Source organism: Roseateles cavernae (genome assembly GCF_040187885.1).
GTDB classification, from domain to species: domain Bacteria; phylum Pseudomonadota; class Gammaproteobacteria; order Burkholderiales; family Burkholderiaceae_C; genus Roseateles_E; species Roseateles_E cavernae.
Genome location: NZ_JBDPLH010000019.1, coordinates 1 through 16,858 on the forward strand (window position 1 = coordinate 1; position 16,858 = coordinate 16,858).

Genomic DNA, 16,858 nt, shown 5'->3' on the forward strand with positions numbered 1-16,858 from the left:
GTGGTCAACGTGACCGATGGTGCCCACATTGACGTGCGGCTTGGTCCGTTCGAATTTACCTTTTGCCATTTCAAATCTCCAGAAAAGAGCATGCGCCAGTCTGTTGGTTTAGCGTTTCCATCGAACCCTTGATTCCCGCCGACTGGCAAACGGGAGAGCTTCGACGAAGACGAATAGGGAAAGCCGAGGCCACCGGGCCTCGGCTCAGTGCTTACTTGCCGCGTGCGGTGATGATGGCGTCAGCCACGTTCTTCGGAGCTTCCGAATAGTGCTTGAACTCCATCGTGTACGTGGCACGGCCTTGCGACATCGAGCGCAGGGTCGTCGAGTAGCCAAACATTTCCGACAGCGGCACTTCGGCCTTGATGGACTTGCCACCGCCGACCATATCGTCCATGCCCTGCACCATGCCGCGACGCGAGGACAGATCGCCCATCACGTTACCAGCATAGTCTTCCGGCGTTTCGACTTCCACGGCCATCATCGGCTCCAGGATCACCGGCGAAGCCTTGCGGCAGCCTTCCTTGAAGCCCATGGACGCAGCCATCTTGAAGGCGTTTTCGTTCGAGTCGACTTCGTGGTACGAACCGAAGGTCAGCGTGACCTTGACGTCCACCACCGGGAAGCCGGCAAGCACGCCGTTGGGCAGCGAGTCAATGATGCCCTTCTCGACCGCCGGGATGTATTCGCGAGGAACCACACCACCCTTGATCGCATCGACGAACTCGAAGCCCTTGCCGGGCTCCTGCGGCTCGACGGTCAGCACGACGTGGCCGTACTGGCCCTTGCCGCCCGACTGACGCACGAACTTGCCTTCGACGTCCGAAGCCGTCTTGCGGATCGTTTCGCGGTAGGCCACTTGCGGTTTGCCGACGTTGGCTTCCACGCCGAACTCACGCTTCATGCGGTCGACGATGATTTCCAGGTGCAGCTCACCCATGCCCGAGATGATGGTCTGGCCCGACTCTTCATCGGTGCGCAGACGGAAGGACGGATCTTCCTTGGCCAGACGGCCCAGGGCGATGCCCATCTTTTCCTGGTCAGCCTTGGTCTTGGGCTCGACGGCCTGCGAGATCACCGGCTCCGGGAACACCATCTTTTCCAAGGTGATGATCGATTCCGGATCGCACAGCGTTTCACCGGTGGTCACGTCCTTCAGGCCCACGCAGGCGGCGATGTCGCCGGCCAGAATTTCCGAGATTTCTTCACGCTGGTTGGCGTGCATCTGCAGAATACGGCCGATACGCTCCTTCTTGCCGCGAATCGGGTTGAACACCGAGTCGCCCGACTTCAGCACGCCCGAATAGACGCGCACGAAAGTCAGCTGGCCGACATAGGGGTCGGTCATCAGCTTGAAGGCCAGGGCCGAGAACTTGGCCTCGTCCGAAGCGTCGCGGGTGGTCGGCTGGTCGTCTTCGTCGGTGCCCGGCACCGGCGGCACGTCGATCGGCGAAGGCATNGAAAGTCAGCTGGCCGACATAGGGGTCGGTCATCAGCTTGAAGGCCAGGGCCGAGAACTTGGCCTCGTCCGAAGCGTCGCGGGTGGTCGGCTGGTCGTCTTCGTCGGTGCCCGGCACCGGCGGCACGTCGATCGGCGAAGGCATGAAGTCAATCACGCCGTCCAGCATGCGCTGCACGCCCTTGTTCTTGAAGGCGGTGCCGCAGAACATCGGCTGGATTTCAGCAGCGATGGTGCGGGTGCGGATACCCAGAACAATTTCCTCTTCGGACAGCTCGCCCGACTCGAGGTACTTGTTCATCATGTCTTCGCTGGACTCGGCCGCAGCCTCGACCAGGTTGTCGCGCCACTTCTGAGCATCGGCCTGCATTTCGGCCGGGATGTCGCGGTAGTCGAACTTCATGCCCTGGGACGCATCATCCCAGTAGATCGCCTTCATCTTGATCAGGTCGATCACGCCCAGGAAGTTCTCCTCGGCGCCGATGGGCAGCACGACGGGCACGGGGTTGGCCTTCAGGCGAACCTTCATCTGCTCGACGACCTTGTAGAAGTTCGCACCGGTGCGGTCCATCTTGTTGACGAAGGCCAGGCGGGGCACCTTGTACTTGTTGGCCTGGCGCCAGACCGTCTCGGACTGCGGCTGCACGCCGCCCACGGCGCAATAGACCATGCAAGCACCGTCCAGCACGCGCATCGAGCGCTCGACTTCAATCGTGAAGTCCACGTGTCCGGGGGTGTCGATGATGTTGATGCGGTGCTCGGGGCGGGCCAGATCCATGCCCTTCCAGAAGCAGGTGGTGGCAGCCGAGGTGATCGTGATGCCACGCTCCTGCTCTTGCTCCATCCAGTCCATGGTGGCGGCGCCATCATGCACTTCACCAATCTTGTGGTTCACACCCGTGTAAAACAGGATGCGCTCGGTCGTCGTGGTCTTGCCGGCATCGATGTGCGCAGAGATACCGATATTGCGGTAGCGCTCGATGGGGGTCTTGCGGGCCATGGTGTCACTCCAAATGCAGTGAGCCGCCAACGGGTCAGTAGTAACCCGAGGCGGCCGGAACGGGGAAGATTAGAAGCGGAAGTGCGAGAACGCCTTGTTCGCTTCGGCCATGCGGTGAACTTCATCACGCTTCTTCATGGCGCCGCCGCGGCCTTCAGCGGCCTCCAGCAGCTCATTGGCCAGACGCTGGGCCATGGACTTTTCACCGCGCTTGCGGGCCGACTCTTTGAGCCAGCGCATGGCCAGAGCCATACGACGGACGGGACGAACTTCCACGGGAACTTGGTAGTTCGCACCGCCGACGCGGCGGGACTTCACTTCGACCATGGGCTTCACGTTGTTCAGGGCAACCATGAACACTTCCAGCGGATCCTTGCCGATCTTCTTCTCGACCTGGTCGAGGGCACCGTAAATGATGCGCTCGGCGACGGCCTTCTTGCCCGATTCCATGATGACGTTCATGAACTTGGACAGATCGACGCTACCGAACTTGGGATCCGGCAGGATTTCGCGCTTGGGTACTTCGCGACGACGTGGCATGGGAATCTTCCTCTTGCTTCAGTTGGTGCGGGCATATGCCCGACGACCTTGGACGACCACCGACATCAGGGGCCACCCACTTACTCGGCTGCTGCATGCCTTGGGCACTGCACAAACCGCAAAAAATCTGGCGACAGCCTGGGGCCGCACCATGACAACCTGATGATTACTTCTTCGGACGCTTCGCGCCGTACTTGGAACGCGACTGCTTGCGGTCTTTCACGCCTTGCAAGTCCAGCGAACCGCGCACGATGTGGTAACGCACACCCGGCAAGTCCTTGACACGACCGCCGCGCACCAGCACGACGCTGTGCTCTTGCAGGTTGTGGCCTTCACCGCCGATGTACGAGATGACCTCGAAACCGTTGGTCAGACGCACCTTGGCGACCTTACGCAGCGCGGAGTTCGGCTTCTTAGGCGTGGTGGTGTACACGCGGGTGCACACGCCACGACGCTGAGGGCAGTCCTGCATCGCCGGCGACTTGGATTTCGTGACCTCGGCCTGACGGCCGTGGCGCACGAGCTGATTGATAGTTGGCATAAGTAACTTGTTCCCGTTTGAAGTCACAGATCTCTCGGCAGCAGCAGCCCCAATGGCTTTCAAAACGTCCCAGATCCCCACCCCACTAGAAACGAACAAAAGCACCACGCCTGGGCGCGGTGCGTTTTCATTTCAGTCAGAGGCGGCTGCAGACGCAGCTAGACCTGCCGAAGAGCCTGCGATTGTAGCCCAGCTCGGCACCAGGACACAAGCCGGCCCGGTCGGACACCGCCAGCAGCGCGTTTCGCCAGGGTATGCTGCGCGCCCGAACCCAAGGGCCGCCATGCTGATTCCAACACCCGACGAGCGCCCGCTGCTCGTCATCGACACCCAGGTCGTGATGGACTGGCTGATCTTCAAGGACCCCTCGACCCAGGCCCTGGCTGCCGCGCTGGAGTCCGGCCAGGCGCAATGGATAGGTACACCCAGCATGCTGGCCGAACTCAGGCATGTGCTGGGCCGGGGCGTGGCGGCCAGCTATGCGCCAGACCTCCCATTGATCGAAGCGAGCTTTGCCCGGCTCTGCCTAACGGTCGATCAAGCCCCGCCACCGGCCGTGCGCCTGCTCTGCCGGGACCCGGATGACCAGATCTTCATCGACCTGGCCCTGGCCGCGTCGGCGCGCTGGCTGATCTCGCGCGATCGTGCGGTGCTGGCCCTGGCCAAGCGCGCGCGCAAGCTCGGTCTGGACATCCTGGCGCCGCCGGCCTGGAACAAGCAGCGGGGCGGATCCGCCCCGCCATGAAAAAGGGCCACCCGAGGGTGGCCCTTTAAGGCTTGGAGAGAAGCGCTGAGTCTTACTCGGCGCTGCCTTCCGAAGCACTGTCGACGCTGGCCATCTGGGCAGCGGCCAATTCCTCGGCCTCCTGCTGGGCGATGGAGCGGCGCTCGGCGTCGTCCATGCTTTCCTTGGCACGACGGGCGTCGTGGAAGGCCATGCCGGTACCGGCGGGGATCAGGCGGCCGACGATGACGTTTTCCTTCAGACCGCGCAGCTCGTCGCGCTTGCCCATGATGGCAGCCTCGGTCAGCACGCGGGTGGTTTCCTGGAAGGAAGCCGCGGAGATGAAGGAGTCGGTCGACAGCGAAGCCTTGGTGATACCCAGCAGCACATCGGCGTGGGTGGCAATCATCTTGCCCTCCGCGCGCAGACGGTCGTTGGTGTCCAGCAGCTCCGAGCGCTCGACCTGCTCGTTGACGATGTAGTGCGAGTCGCCCGAGTTCGTGATCTGCACGCGACGCAGCATCTGGCGAACGATCACCTCGATGTGCTTGTCGTTGATCTTCACGCCCTGCAAGCGGTACACGTCCTGCACTTCGTCGACGATGTAGCGAGCCAGCTCTTCGATGCCCAGCAGACGCAGGATGTCTTGCGGGTCGGCGGCGCCGTCCACAATCAATTCGCCGCGATTGACCACCTGGCCTTCGTGCACCAGGATGTTCTTCTCCTTGGGCACCAGCTCTTCGTGCTTGCTGCCATCCGGATCGGTGATTTCCAGGCGAATCTTGCCCTTGGTCTCCTTACCGAACGAGACCGTACCGGTGCGCTCGGCCAGCACGCCGACATCCTTGGGCGAACGGGCTTCGAACAGCTCGGCCACACGCGGCAGACCGCCGGTAATGTCGCGCGTCTTCTGGCCTTCGACCGGGATACGTGCCAGCACTTCGCCGGGGAACAGATCCTGACCGTCGCGGATCTGGATCAGCGAGCCAACCTGGAAGCCGATCGTCACCGAGTGGTCGGTGCCGGGGATCTTCACTTCGTTGCCATTGACGTCGAGCAGCTTGACCTGCGGGCGGATGACCTTGGCAGCGCCACGGCGCTTCGGATCGATCACCACCAGGGTCGACAGGCCGGTCACTTCGTCGACCTGCTTGGCCACCGTCACGCCTTCTTCCACATTCTCGAAGGTCGCCTTGCCGGCGAACTCGGTAATGATGGGGCGGGTCAGCGGGTCCCAGTTCGCCAAGATCGTGCCAGCCTTGATGGTCTGGTCGGCCTTGATGTTCAGGATCGCGCCGTACGGCACCTTGTGACGCTCGCGCTCGCGGCCATGCGGGTCGGCAATGATGATTTCGCCGGAACGCGAAATCACCACCAGATCGCCCTTGCCGTTCGTGACGTAGCGCATCGTGGCATTGAAGCCGATGATGCCGTCCGACTTGGCTTCGACGCTCGAGGCCACCGCTGCACGCGACGCCGCACCACCGATGTGGAAGGTACGCATCGTCAGCTGGGTACCCGGCTCACCGATCGACTGGGCGGCAATCACGCCGACCGCTTCACCGGTGTTGACCAAGCCGCCACGGCCCAGATCGCGGCCATAGCACTTGGCGCACAGGCCGAAGCGCGTGGCGCAGGTCAGCGGAGTGCGGACCTTGATCTCGTCGACGCCGGCCTGCTCCAGCATGTCCAGCGTATCTTCGTCCAGCATATTGCCGGCCGCCAGCAGCACGCCTTGGGTCTCGGGGTGCAGCACATCGATGGCCGCGACACGACCCAGCACGCGGTCGCGCAGCGATTCGATGACTTCACCGCCTTCGACCAGGGCACGCATATTCATGCCGTTGTCGGTGCCGCAATCCACTTCGGTGACGACCAGATCCTGGGTCACGTCGACCAGACGACGGGTCAGGTAGCCCGAGTTCGCGGTCTTCAGCGCCGTATCCGCCAGGCCCTTACGAGCACCGTGGGTGGAGATGAAGTACTGCAGAACGTTCAGGCCTTCGCGGAAGTTCGCCGTGATGGGCGTCTCGATGATGGAGCCGTCAGGCTTGGCCATCAGGCCCCGCATACCGGCCAGCTGGCGGATCTGCGCGGCCGAGCCCCGGGCGCCCGAGTCGGCCATCATGTAGATGGAGTTGAAGGACTCCTGATCCACTTCGCGGCCGTTGCGGTCAATGGTCTTCTGCTTGGACAGCTGGGTCATCATGACCTTGCCGACCTCGTCACCGGTCTTGCCCCAGATGTCGACGACCTTGTTGTAGCGTTCGCCGGCGGTCACCAGGCCCGAGACATACTGCTGCTCGATTTCCTTGACTTCCTTCTCGGCACGCTCGATCAGCAGCGGCTTCTCCGGCGGCACCAACATATCGTCCACCGCGATCGAGATACCGGCGCGCGTGGCCAGCTTGAAACCGCTTTGCAGCAGCTTGTCGGCCAGCACGACGGTCTCCTTCAGACCGCATTTGCGGAACGAGGTGTTGATCAGGCGCGAGATTTCCTTCTTCTTCAGCGCCTTGTTGATATTGGCGAAAGGCAGGCCCTTCGGCAGGATCTCGGACAGCAAGGCACGGCCGACGGTCGTGTCGGTCAGCTTGGTCTCGGCCACCCACTCGCCGGTTTCCTTGTTCTTCGTGTACTCGGTCAGGCGCACGCTGATCTTGGCGGTGATCTCGACCACGCCGTTTTCCAGCGCACGGATCAGCTCGGGGATGTCCGAGAAGATCAGGCCCTCGCCCTTGCCGTTGATGCGCTCGCGGGTCGCGTAATACAGACCCAGCACCACGTCCTGCGAGGGCACGATCGAGGGTTCGCCGGAGGCCGGGAACAGCACGTTGTTGGAGGCCAGCATCAGGGTGCGGGCTTCCATCTGCGCTTCGATCGACAGCGGCACGTGAACGGCCATCTGGTCACCGTCGAAGTCGGCGTTGAAGGCGGCGCAGACCAGCGGGTGCAGCTGGATGGCCTTGCCTTCGATCAGCACGGGCTCGAAGGCCTGGATGCCCAGACGGTGCAGGGTCGGCGCGCGGTTCAGCAGAACCGGGTGCTCCTTGATGACCTCTTCCAGGATGTCCCAGACCACCGGCGTGCCGGATTCGACTTCCTTCTTGGCGGCCTTGATCGTCGTCGCGATGCCCATGGCTTCGAGGCGCGAGAAGATGAAGGGCTTGAACAGCTCCAGCGCCATCAGCTTGGGCAGACCGCACTGATGCAGCTTCAGGGTCGGGCCCACCACGATGACCGAACGGCCCGAGTAGTCGACGCGCTTGCCCAGCAAGTTCTGACGGAAACGACCGCTCTTGCCCTTGATCATGTCGGCCAGCGACTTCAGGGCACGCTTGTTCGCGCCGGTCATCGCCTTGCCGCGGCGACCGTTGTCCAGCAGCGAGTCGACGGCTTCCTGCAGCATGCGCTTTTCGTTGCGCACGATGATCTCAGGGGCCTTCAGCTCCAGCAGACGGGCCAGGCGGTTGTTGCGGTTGATGACGCGGCGATACAGATCGTTCAGATCCGAGGTCGCGAAGCGGCCACCATCCAGCGGCACCAGCGGACGCAGGTCCGGCGGCAGCACGGGCAGCACTTCCAGCACCATCCAGTTCGGCTTGATGCCGGACTTCTTGAAGGCTTCCATCACCTTCAGGCGCTTGGAGTTCTTCTTGACCTTGAGCTCCGAGCCGGTCATGTCGTTGCGCAGGCGATCGATCTCGACGTCGAGATCCATCTCCTCCAGCAGCTTCTTGATGCCCTCGGCACCCATCAGCGCGATGAACTCGTCACCGAACTCCAGGCGCTTCGCGTCGTAGTCGTCCTCGGTCATGATCGAGAACTTCTTCAGCGGGGTCATGCCCGGGTCGACGACCACATACGCTTCAAAGTACAGCACGCGCTCGATGTCGCGCAGCGTCATGTCGAGCACCAGGCCCAGACGCGAAGGCAGCGACTTCAGGAACCAGATGTGGGCGCAGGGCGCGGCCAGGTCGATATGACCCATGCGGTCGCGACGCACCTTGGTCTGGGTGACTTCGACGCCGCACTTCTCGCAGATCACGCCGCGGTGCTTCAGGCGCTTGTACTTGCCGCACAGGCACTCGTAGTCCTTGATAGGGCCGAAGATCTTGGCGCAGAACAGGCCATCACGCTCGGGCTTGAAAGTCCGGTAGTTGATGGTCTCGGGCTTCTTCACCTCACCGAAGGACCACGAGCGGATCTTCTCTGGCGAGGCCAGGCGGATCGCAATCGCGTCGAAGTGCTCGTCGGGCGTGAATTGCTTGAACAGGTCCAGCAAACCTTTCATGTGTCTCTCCTGTTCCTAATTAGTTGCGCTCGAGTTCAATGTCGATGCCAAGGGAACGAATTTCCTTGACCAGGACGTTGAACGATTCCGGCATGCCGGCTTCGATGGCGTGTTCGCCCTTGACGATGGACTCGTACACCTTGGTGCGGCCGTTCACGTCATCGGACTTCACGGTCAGCATTTCCTGCAGGATGTAGGAGGCGCCATAAGCTTCCAGCGCCCACACCTCCATCTCACCGAAACGCTGGCCGCCGAACTGCGCCTTACCACCCAGCGGCTGCTGCGTGACGAGCGAGTACGGGCCGGTCGAACGGGCGTGCATCTTGTCGTCCACCAGGTGGTGCAGCTTCAGCACGTGCATATAGCCGACCGTGACGGGGCGCTCGAAAGCCTCGCCGGTGCGGCCGTCGTGCAGCTGAGCCTGGGTGCGCGTGGCGGTCAGGCCCTTCTTGGCGGCGATGTCGTCCGGGTAGGCCAGCTTCAGCATGCCGCGGATTTCTTCTTCCTTGGCGCCGTCGAACACCGGTGTCGCGAACGGCACGCCATGGCGCAGGTTCTGCGCCATCTCGATGACTTCGTCGTCGCTCAGGTCGTCCAGATGCTCGGTCTTGCCACCCGACTTGTTGTACAGCTCATCGAAGAACTGACGCAGCTCGGACACGCGGGCGTGCTCCTGCAGCATGTCGCCGATGCGCTGGCCGATGCCCTTGCCGGCCCAGCCCAGATGCACTTCCAGGACCTGACCCACGTTCATCCGCGAGGGCACGCCCAGCGGGTTCAGCACGATGTCGGCAGGCGTGCCGTCGGCCATATAGGGCATGTCTTCGATCGGAGCGATCTTGGACACCACACCCTTGTTGCCGTGACGGCCGGCCATCTTGTCGCCAGGCTGCAGGCGGCGCTTGACGGCCAGGTAGACCTTGACCATCTTCAGCACGCCGGCCGGCAGCTCGTCGCCCTGCGTCAGCTTCTTGCGCTTCTCTTCGAAAGCCAGATCGAAGCTGTGGCGGGTCTGCTCCAGCGAGTTCTTGATCGATTCGAGCTGGTTGGCGACATCATCCTCGGCGGGACGGATGTCGAACCAGTGGAAGCGCTCGACGCTGCTCAGATAAGCCTTGTCGATGACCGTGCCCTTGGCGATCTTCTGCGGGCCGCCGTTGGCGACCTTTCCGTTCAGCAGCTTCTCGATACGGTCGAAGGCATCACTTTCGACGATGCGCAGCTGATCGTTCAGGTCCAGGCGGAAGCGCTTGAGCTCATCGTCGATGATCTGCTGAGCGCGCTTGTCGCGCTGGATGCCTTCACGGGTGAAGACCTGCACATCGATGACGGTGCCGTTGGTACCTTGGTCAACACGCAGCGACGTGTCCTTCACGTCCGAAGCCTTCTCGCCGAAGATGGCGCGCAGCAGCTTCTCTTCCGGTGTCAGCGTGGTCTCGCCCTTGGGCGTGACCTTGCCGACCAGCACGTCGCCGGGGCCGACTTCGGCACCGACGTAGACGATGCCCGACTCGTCCAGACGCGAGAGTTGCTGCTCGCTCAGGTTCGGGATGTCGCGGGTGATTTCCTCGCTGCCCAGCTTGGTGTCACGCGCCATCACCACCAGTTCCTCGATATGGATCGAGGTGTAGCGGTCTTCGGCGATCACACGCTCCGAGATCAGGATCGAATCTTCGAAGTTGTAGCCGTTCCAGGGCATGAACGCGACCAGCATGTTCTGGCCCAGGGCCAGCTCACCGATGTCGGTCGAGGCGCCATCGGCAATGATGTCCTCGGCAGCCACCTTGTCACCACGGCGCACGATGGGGCGCTGATGGATATTGGTGTTCTGGTTGCTACGCTGATACTTGATCAGGTTGTAGATGTCGACGCCGACTTCACCGGCCACGGTCTCGTTGTCGTTGACACGGATCACGATGCGGTTGGTGTCGACATAGTCGATCACGCCGCCGCGACGCGCGGCCACCACGGTGCCCGAGTCCTTGGCTGCGACGCGCTCGACGCCGGTACCGACCAGGGCCTTCTCGGGACGCAGCGTCGGCACGGCCTGGCGCTGCATATTGGCGCCCATCAGTGCGCGGTTCGCATCGTCGTGCTCCAGGAAGGGCACCAGCGAGGCCGCGACCGACACGATCTGCGTCGGCGCCACGTCCATGTACTGGATGCGCTCGGGCGAGGTCAGCACCGATTCGCCGTTCTCACGCGCCGAGACCAGCTCGTCGGTCAGCTCGCCGGCAGGGTTCAAGGTCGCGTTCGCCTGGGCGATCACGTACTTGCCTTCCTCGATGGCCGACAGATAGTCGATCTGGGTCGTCACCTTGCCGTCGACGACGCGGCGGTAAGGCGTTTCCAGGAAGCCGTACTCGTTGAGCTGTGCATACAGCGCCAGCGAGTTGATCAGCCCGATGTTCGGGCCTTCCGGCGTTTCGATCGGGCAGACACGGCCGTAGTGGGTCGGGTGCACGTCACGGACTTCGAAGCCGGCGCGCTCGCGGGTCAGACCACCCGGGCCCAGGGCGGAAACACGACGCTTGTGCGTGATTTCCGACAGCGGGTTGGTCTGGTCCATGAACTGCGACAGCTGCGAGGCACCGAAGAACTCCTTCAGCGCCGCGGAGATCGGCTTGGAGTTGATCAGGTCGTGCGGCATCAGGGCTTCGGTCTCGGCCTGGCCCAGACGTTCCTTGACGGCCTTCTCGATACGCGCCAGGCCCGAGCGGTACTGGTTCTCGGCCAGTTCGCCGACGCAACGCACGCGACGGTTGCCCAGGTGATCGATGTCATCGACCTCGCCGCGGCCATTGCGCAGCTCGACCAGAATCTTGACGACGTCGAGGATGTCCTCGTTCGACAAGTTCATATTGCCTTCCGGCGTGTCGCGGCCCACGCGGGCGTTGAACTTCATCCGGCCGACGCGCGACAGATCGTAGGTGTCGGTGCTGTAGAACAGGCGGTTGAACAGCGCCTCGACAGCGTCTTCCGTCGGCGGCTCGCCGGGGCGCATCATGCGATAGATCGCGACGCGCGCAGCCAGCTGGTCGGCGGTTTCGTCCGAGGCCAGGGTCTGGCTGATGTAAGCGCCCTCATCCAGCTCGTTCGTGAACAAGCACTGGATGTCCTTGATGCCGGCCTGGCGCAGCTTCTTCAGCAGCGCGTCGGTCAGCTCTTCATTGGCCTTGGCAATGATCTCACCGGTGTCGCCATCGACCATGTTCTTGGCCAGCACGCGGCCGACCAGGAAGTCTTCGGGCACGGTCACATGCTGGGTGCCGCTTTGCTCAAGCTGGCGCACATGACGGGCGGTGATGCGCTTGTCCTTCTCGACGATGACGGCACCGCTCTTGTCGGTGATGTCAAAGCGGGCGACCTCGCCCTTCAGGCGGTCGGCGACAAACTCCATCTGCGCGCCGGCGTCCATCAGACGGAAATTGTCGAAGACGAAGAAGTGCGCCAGGATCTGCTCAGGATTCAGGCCGATGGCCTTCAGCAGGATCGTGACCGGCATCTTGCGGCGACGGTCGACACGGAAGAACAGGATGTCCTTGGGGTCGAACTCGAAGTCCAGCCAGGAGCCGCGGTAAGGAATGATGCGGGCCGAGAACAGCAGCTTGCCGGACGAGTGGGTCTTGCCCTTGTCGTGCTCGAAGAACACGCCGGGCGAGCGGTGCAGCTGGGAGACGATGACACGCTCGGTGCCATTGACGATGAAGGAGCCATAGTCGGTCATCAGGGGCACTTCGCCCATGTAGACCTCTTGCTCCTTGATCTCCTTGACGGTCTTCGCCTGCGGCGACTCACGGTCATAGATGATCATCTGCAGGCGCGCACGCACGGCGGCCGCATAGGTCAAGCCACGCTGCTGGCACTCACGGGTGTCGAACGGCGGCTTGGCGATATTGAATTCGAGGAATTTCATCTCCACGAAACCGTTGTGCGAAACAATCGGGAACGCGGACAGGAAAGCAGCCTGCAGGCCTTCGGGCTTGCGCTTGGCTGGAGGCACTTCTTTTTGCAGGAAGGCGACGTACGACTCCTTCTGCATGGTCAGCAAGTAGGGAACGTTGAGAACGCTCTCGCGCTTACCGAAGCTCTTGCGGATTCGCTTGCGCTCGGTATAGCTATAGGGGGTTGTTTGCGCCATAAACACTCCGTGTCGAGAGCCCACCCCTGGCCGTGGGACGGGCTTCGTCGGCGACTGGCTTGTCGAGCCCGATCCAGAACGGACGGCTCGATGCTTGGTGGTTGGCCACTACCAACCGCTGGCGGACAACCCCGGCATTGCACCTGGGCCCGACCAAACCGGTTCTCTGCAGTCGGATCAGAGAACACTTGAAAGAACCGCGCATCATACCCTGCGCGGGGCTTTCAACTATTCTCAACCGGATAAACCCTTGAAACGGGGAAAGGGGAGGTCTTGCGACCGCCCCTTTCTAGTCAGCGAGGTCAGAGCTGCTGCGCAGACCTGACCCCAGCCAATTACTTCAGCTCAGCCTTGGCGCCGGCTTCTTCCAGCTTCTTCTTGGCGGCTTCAGCATCAGCCTTGGCCACGCCTTCCTTGACAGCCTTCGGAGCGCCGTCGACCAGATCCTTGGCTTCCTTCAGGCCCAGGCCGGTGATTTCGCGCACAGCCTTAATCACCGAGACCTTGTTGGCGCCGGCTTCCAGCAGCACGACGTTGAACTCGGTCTGCTCTTCAGCAGCAGCAGCGCCGCCGCCAGCAGCGCCACCGGCGGCCGGAGCAGCCATCGAAGCGGCGGACACGCCAAACTTCTCTTCGATTGCCTTGACCAGATCGTTCAGTTCCAGAACGGTCATGCTGTCCAGGGCGGTCAGGAATGCGTCTTTATCGAATGCCATGATGTGTTTCTTCCTATATACAGATTGCTTGCGTTTGACGGGATCGTCTTAGGCTGCAGCGGGGGCTTCGGCGGCAACTTCCGTAGAAGCAGCGCCAGCACCACGTTGTGCAGACAGGGCCGCCAGCACGGCCGCGGTGCGTTGCACCGGCGACTTGAGCAGGCCGGCGATTTGCGACAGCAGCACTTCCTTGCTCGGAACAGCCGCCAGCGCCTTCACGCCGTTGACGTCCAGAGCCTTGCCGCCGTAGGCACCACCCTTGATGACGAGCTTGTCGTTGCCCTTGGCAAAGTCAGCGATGACTTTGGCCGCAGCGACCGCGTCTTCCGAAAAGCCGTAGATCAGCGGGCCGACCATGCTCTCCGAGGCAGCTTCGAACTGGGTGCCGGCAACAGCGCGACGAGCCAGGGTGTTCTTCAGCACGTGAAGATAGACACCCTTGGCACGCGCGTCGATGCGCAGCTTGTTCAAGGCTTCCACGGTGAGGCCACGGTACTCGGCCAGCGCCAGGGTCTGCGACTTGGCAGCTTGCGCTGCGACGTCGGAGACAACGGCTGCCTTCTCGTTGCGATTGAGACTCAAGGTCTACTCCTCACATTACGCCTCCGGCCCCGTGTGTTGAGCACAGAACCTTCGGCACCGGGATTCAGCGACCTTCTGTTCAGGAAAATCCTTTACAGCGGGACCGCCATCTGCGTTGGCAGGGAAGACACAAGGCCACCCCGATTAAGCGTCACCCCCGATACAGCGGGGCTTCACACCAACGGTCTTGGATGACGCGCGGGCAAGAAAACCTGCCCACGCCCCACCAATTCATCAGCACGGCGCCAGACTTCGCGCCGCACCTCAACTTCTTTGCTTAGGCGTTGGCCTGGGCATTGATGCTGGCGACATCCACACGGGCGCCAACGCCCATCGTGGAGGACACCGCCACCTTGCGCAGGTAGACACCCTTGCTCGACGCCGGCTTGGCCTTGTTCAGGGCCTCGATCAGCGCGCGCAGATTGCCTTCCAGCTTGTCGGTGTCGAACGAACGACGGCCGAGGGTGCCGTGGATGATGCCGGCCTTGTCAACGCGGAACTGGACCTGGCCAGCCTTGGCGTTCTTGACGGCGGTGGCGACGTCCGGGGTCACGGTGCCAACCTTGGGGTTAGGCATCAGGCCGCGCGGACCCAGGATCTGACCCAGGGTACCGACGATACGCATCGTGTCCGGCGAGGCGATCACGACGTCGAAAGGCATGTCGCCAGCCTTGACGCGCTCGGCCAGGTCTTCCATGCCGACGATGTCGGCACCAGCGGCGCGGGCTTCGTCAGCCTTGGCACCTTGGGCGAACACGGCGACGCGCTTGGTCTTGCCGGTGCCGTTGGGCATCACGACGGCGCCACGCACCACTTGGTCCGATTTCTTGGCATCGATGCCCAGTTGCACGGCCACATCGATCGACTCGTCGAACTTGGCGGTAGCCAGGCTCTTGACGAGGTTCAGGGCTTCACCGAGCGTGTACAGCTTGGTGGTCTCGACCTTGCCTTGCAGGGCCTTTTGGCGCTTAGTCAGCTTTGCCATCTCAAACACCCTCCACCAGCACGCCCATCGAACGGGCGGAACCAGCAATCGTACGAACGGCAGCGTCCAGATCAGCAGCGGTCAAATCCTTGACCTTGATCTTGGCGATCTCTTCCAGCTGAGCACGGGTCAGCTTGCCGACCTTCTCGAGGTGAGCCTTTTGCGAGCCCTTCTCGATCTTGGCGGCCTTCTTGATCAGCGCGGTCGCCGGGGGCGACTTGATCACGAAGGTGAAGCTCTTGTCCGCAAACGCGGTGATGACCACCGGCAGCTTCATGCCCGGCTCATGGCCCTGCGTCTGGGCGTTGAACGCCTTGCAGAACTCCATGATGTTCAGGCCACGCTGACCCAGCGCGGGACCAACCGGAGGCGAAGGATTCGCCTTGCCGGCAGCGACTTGCAGCTTGATAAAGCCGACAATTTTCTTTGCCATATTTCTCTCCAATCAGCGGCACGGCGCGAACAGCGCCACGACACCTGAGTGCTAGCGCAAAGGACTGGTTACCTTTGCTCCTCTTGTCCGCATCTCGTCGCGGACTGACTACGGTCGGTATTGGCAGCCGAAGCCGCCGGGCACCGACGAGCCCTAAACCTTCTCGACCTGCGCGAAGTCCAACTCCACCGGCGTGGCACGACCGAAGATCGTGACCGAGACGCGCACCTTGGACTTGTCGTAGTTGACCTCCTCGATCGCACCATTGAAGTCCGTGAACGGGCCTTCCTTGACGCGCACCACCTCGCCCACCGTCCACTCGACCTTGGGCCGGGGCTTCTCGATGCCTTCTTGCATCTGGTTGACGATCTTCATCACCTCGGCTTCCGAGATCGGAGCCGGGCGGTTCTTCGCGCCTCCGACGAAACCGGTCACCTTGGAGGTGTGCTTGACCAAGTGCCAAGTGTCATCTTCCATCACCATTTCCACCAGCACATAGCCGGGGAAGAAACGACGCTCGGTGACAGCCTTCTTGCCGTTCTTCAGCTCGACGACCTCTTCGGTCGGCACCAGGATGCGGCCGAACTTGTCCTGCATGCCGGCGCGATCAATGCGCTCGCGCAGATTGCGCTCGACGGCCTTCTCCATGCCCGAATAGGCATGAACCACATACCAACGCTTGGGCAGACCGGTGGGCACCGCGGCCTCACCGCCGGTGACAACGCCTTGTTCTTCGCTCATTGCAGTCCTTCCGCCTCTCAGCGCTTCCAGCCCAGGATCAGGTCATACAGCACCCATTCCAATGTCTTGTCGGTCAGCCACAGGAACAAGGCCATCACCAGCACGAAGGCGAACACATAACCCGTCATCTGCGTCGCCTCCTTGCGCGTCGGCCATACGACCTTGCGCACCTCGCGCGCCGAGTCCTGCCCGTAGGCAATCAGCGACTTGCCCGACTCCGAGGTGAAGAACGCGGCAGCAGCGGCGACCAGCAGCACCAGCAACGCACCCCACTGGGCGATCGGGCCCTGCTTGGCGAGCGCGTAAAAAGCCACCAGCGCGCCCACCAGCAAGAGCACGGCAGCAGCCAGCTTGGCCTTGTCGGCGCCGGTCGTGACCGTTTCGACTTGAGGATTGGACATAGAACTTTCTTTAGCACCTGTACCCGGCGGCAAACCACCCGGCCCAGACAATCAAATCACGGGATACCCAACAGCAGCAAAGCCCGCCGGGAACAGTTCCCGCGGGCTGATGCTTGACCACTTGGACCGGTCGCTTTTATCCGAAGCGACTGGCAGGGGCAGAGGGTCTCGAACCCCCAACCTTCGGTTTTGGAGACCGACGCTCTGCCAATTGAGCTATGCCCCTGTGGCCTTCTAACTTTAAGCGATGATGGTCGCCACGACGCCGGAGCCGACGGTACGACCGCCTTCACGGATGGCG

General features: G+C 62.3%; 11 protein-coding genes, 1 tRNA gene and 3 pseudogenes. 1 reads left to right on the forward strand and 14 read right to left on the reverse strand.

Annotated features, from left to right (window positions below; genetic code table 11):
* The 5 genes and pseudogenes from ABGI63_RS25030 to rpsL all read right to left on the reverse strand — a co-directional run.
* A pseudogene (locus ABGI63_RS25030) lies at positions 1–69 on the reverse strand (GTP-binding protein); the annotation flags it as partial.
* Between the two features lie 142 nt (positions 70–211).
* Positions 212–1,459, reverse strand: a pseudogene (gene fusA, locus ABGI63_RS25035) (elongation factor G); the annotation flags it as partial.
* Positions 1,460–1,472: 13 nt separating this feature from the next.
* Positions 1,473–2,459: pseudogene (locus tag ABGI63_RS25040) on the reverse strand (GTP-binding protein); the annotation flags it as partial.
* Positions 2,460–2,528: 69 nt separating this feature from the next.
* A complete protein-coding gene (rpsG, locus tag ABGI63_RS25045) occupies positions 2,529–2,999 on the reverse strand; it encodes a 30S ribosomal protein S7 (protein WP_119046632.1) in 471 nt (156 codons plus the stop codon).
* Positions 3,000–3,165: 166 nt separating this feature from the next.
* A complete protein-coding gene (gene rpsL / locus ABGI63_RS25050) occupies positions 3,166–3,540 on the reverse strand; it encodes a 30S ribosomal protein S12 (protein ID WP_137945770.1) in 375 nt (124 codons plus the stop codon).
* Positions 3,541–3,823: 283 nt separating this feature from the next.
* Here rpsL and ABGI63_RS25055 point away from each other — a divergent pair, with 283 nt between their 5' ends.
* Positions 3,824–4,285: a PIN domain-containing protein gene (locus ABGI63_RS25055; RefSeq protein ID WP_349745277.1), complete on the forward strand. Its 462-nt coding sequence runs from the start codon at positions 3,824–3,826 to the stop codon at positions 4,283–4,285.
* 52 nt (positions 4,286–4,337) lie between these two features.
* On the opposite strand, the gene rpoC is transcribed toward ABGI63_RS25055, so the two are convergent.
* The 9 genes from rpoC to ABGI63_RS25100 form a co-directional block, all read right to left on the reverse strand.
* Positions 4,338–8,558 (reverse strand): DNA-directed RNA polymerase subunit beta', encoded by a 4,221-nt coding sequence (gene rpoC, locus ABGI63_RS25060; protein ID WP_349745278.1) that lies wholly within the window; start codon positions 8,556–8,558, stop codon positions 4,338–4,340.
* A gap of 19 nt (positions 8,559–8,577) precedes the next feature.
* A complete protein-coding gene (rpoB, locus tag ABGI63_RS25065) occupies positions 8,578–12,699 on the reverse strand; it encodes a DNA-directed RNA polymerase subunit beta (RefSeq protein ID WP_137945767.1) in 4,122 nt (1,373 codons plus the stop codon).
* Positions 12,700–13,034: 335 nt separating this feature from the next.
* The gene (rplL, locus tag ABGI63_RS25070) at positions 13,035–13,415 is read right to left on the reverse strand and encodes a 50S ribosomal protein L7/L12 (protein ID WP_137945766.1); all 381 of its coding nucleotides are present in this window, start codon (positions 13,413–13,415) and stop codon (positions 13,035–13,037) included.
* A gap of 48 nt (positions 13,416–13,463) precedes the next feature.
* Entirely contained in the window at positions 13,464–13,997 is a 534-nt protein-coding gene (rplJ, locus tag ABGI63_RS25075) for a 50S ribosomal protein L10 (protein WP_349745279.1), read from the reverse strand.
* A gap of 277 nt (positions 13,998–14,274) precedes the next feature.
* The gene (gene rplA, locus ABGI63_RS25080) at positions 14,275–14,982 is read right to left on the reverse strand and encodes a 50S ribosomal protein L1 (RefSeq protein WP_137945764.1); all 708 of its coding nucleotides are present in this window, start codon (positions 14,980–14,982) and stop codon (positions 14,275–14,277) included.
* 1 nt (position 14,983) lies between these two features.
* Complete coding sequence (rplK, locus tag ABGI63_RS25085; RefSeq protein ID WP_137945763.1) at positions 14,984–15,415, reverse strand: 50S ribosomal protein L11; 432 nt, start codon at positions 15,413–15,415, stop codon at positions 14,984–14,986.
* Positions 15,416–15,568: 153 nt separating this feature from the next.
* Positions 15,569–16,156 (reverse strand): transcription termination/antitermination protein NusG, encoded by a 588-nt coding sequence (gene nusG, locus ABGI63_RS25090; protein ID WP_137945762.1) that lies wholly within the window; start codon positions 16,154–16,156, stop codon positions 15,569–15,571.
* 17 nt (positions 16,157–16,173) lie between these two features.
* The gene (gene secE / locus ABGI63_RS25095; RefSeq protein ID WP_262971606.1) at positions 16,174–16,557 is read right to left on the reverse strand and encodes a preprotein translocase subunit SecE; all 384 of its coding nucleotides are present in this window, start codon (positions 16,555–16,557) and stop codon (positions 16,174–16,176) included.
* Positions 16,558–16,707: 150 nt separating this feature from the next.
* Positions 16,708–16,783: transfer RNA gene (locus ABGI63_RS25100), tRNA-Trp, on the reverse strand.
* Positions 16,784–16,858: the final 75 nt, after the last annotated feature.

Bases quoted from the DNA above. Each gene is read 5' to 3' on its own strand.
- rpsG (WP_119046632.1), bottom strand. From the start codon at position 2,999: ATGCCACGTCGTCGCGAAGTACCCAAGCGCGAAATCCTGCCGGATCCC.
- rpsL (WP_137945770.1), bottom strand. From the start codon at position 3,540: ATGCCAACTATCAATCAGCTCGTGCGCCACGGCCGTCAGGCCGAGGTC.
- ABGI63_RS25055 (WP_349745277.1), top strand. From the start codon at position 3,824: ATGCTGATTCCAACACCCGACGAGCGCCCGCTGCTCGTCATCGACACC.
- rpoC (WP_349745278.1), bottom strand. From the start codon at position 8,558: ATGAAAGGTTTGCTGGACCTGTTCAAGCAATTCACGCCCGACGAGCAC.
- rpoB (WP_137945767.1), bottom strand. From the start codon at position 12,699: ATGGCGCAAACAACCCCCTATAGCTATACCGAGCGCAAGCGAATCCGC.
- rplL (WP_137945766.1), bottom strand. From the start codon at position 13,415: ATGGCATTCGATAAAGACGCATTCCTGACCGCCCTGGACAGCATGACC.
- rplA (WP_137945764.1), bottom strand. From the start codon at position 14,982: ATGGCAAAGCTGACTAAGCGCCAAAAGGCCCTGCAAGGCAAGGTCGAG.
- rplK (WP_137945763.1), bottom strand. From the start codon at position 15,415: ATGGCAAAGAAAATTGTCGGCTTTATCAAGCTGCAAGTCGCTGCCGGC.
- nusG (WP_137945762.1), bottom strand. From the start codon at position 16,156: ATGAGCGAAGAACAAGGCGTTGTCACCGGCGGTGAGGCCGCGGTGCCC.
- secE (WP_262971606.1), bottom strand. From the start codon at position 16,557: ATGTCCAATCCTCAAGTCGAAACGGTCACGACCGGCGCCGACAAGGCC.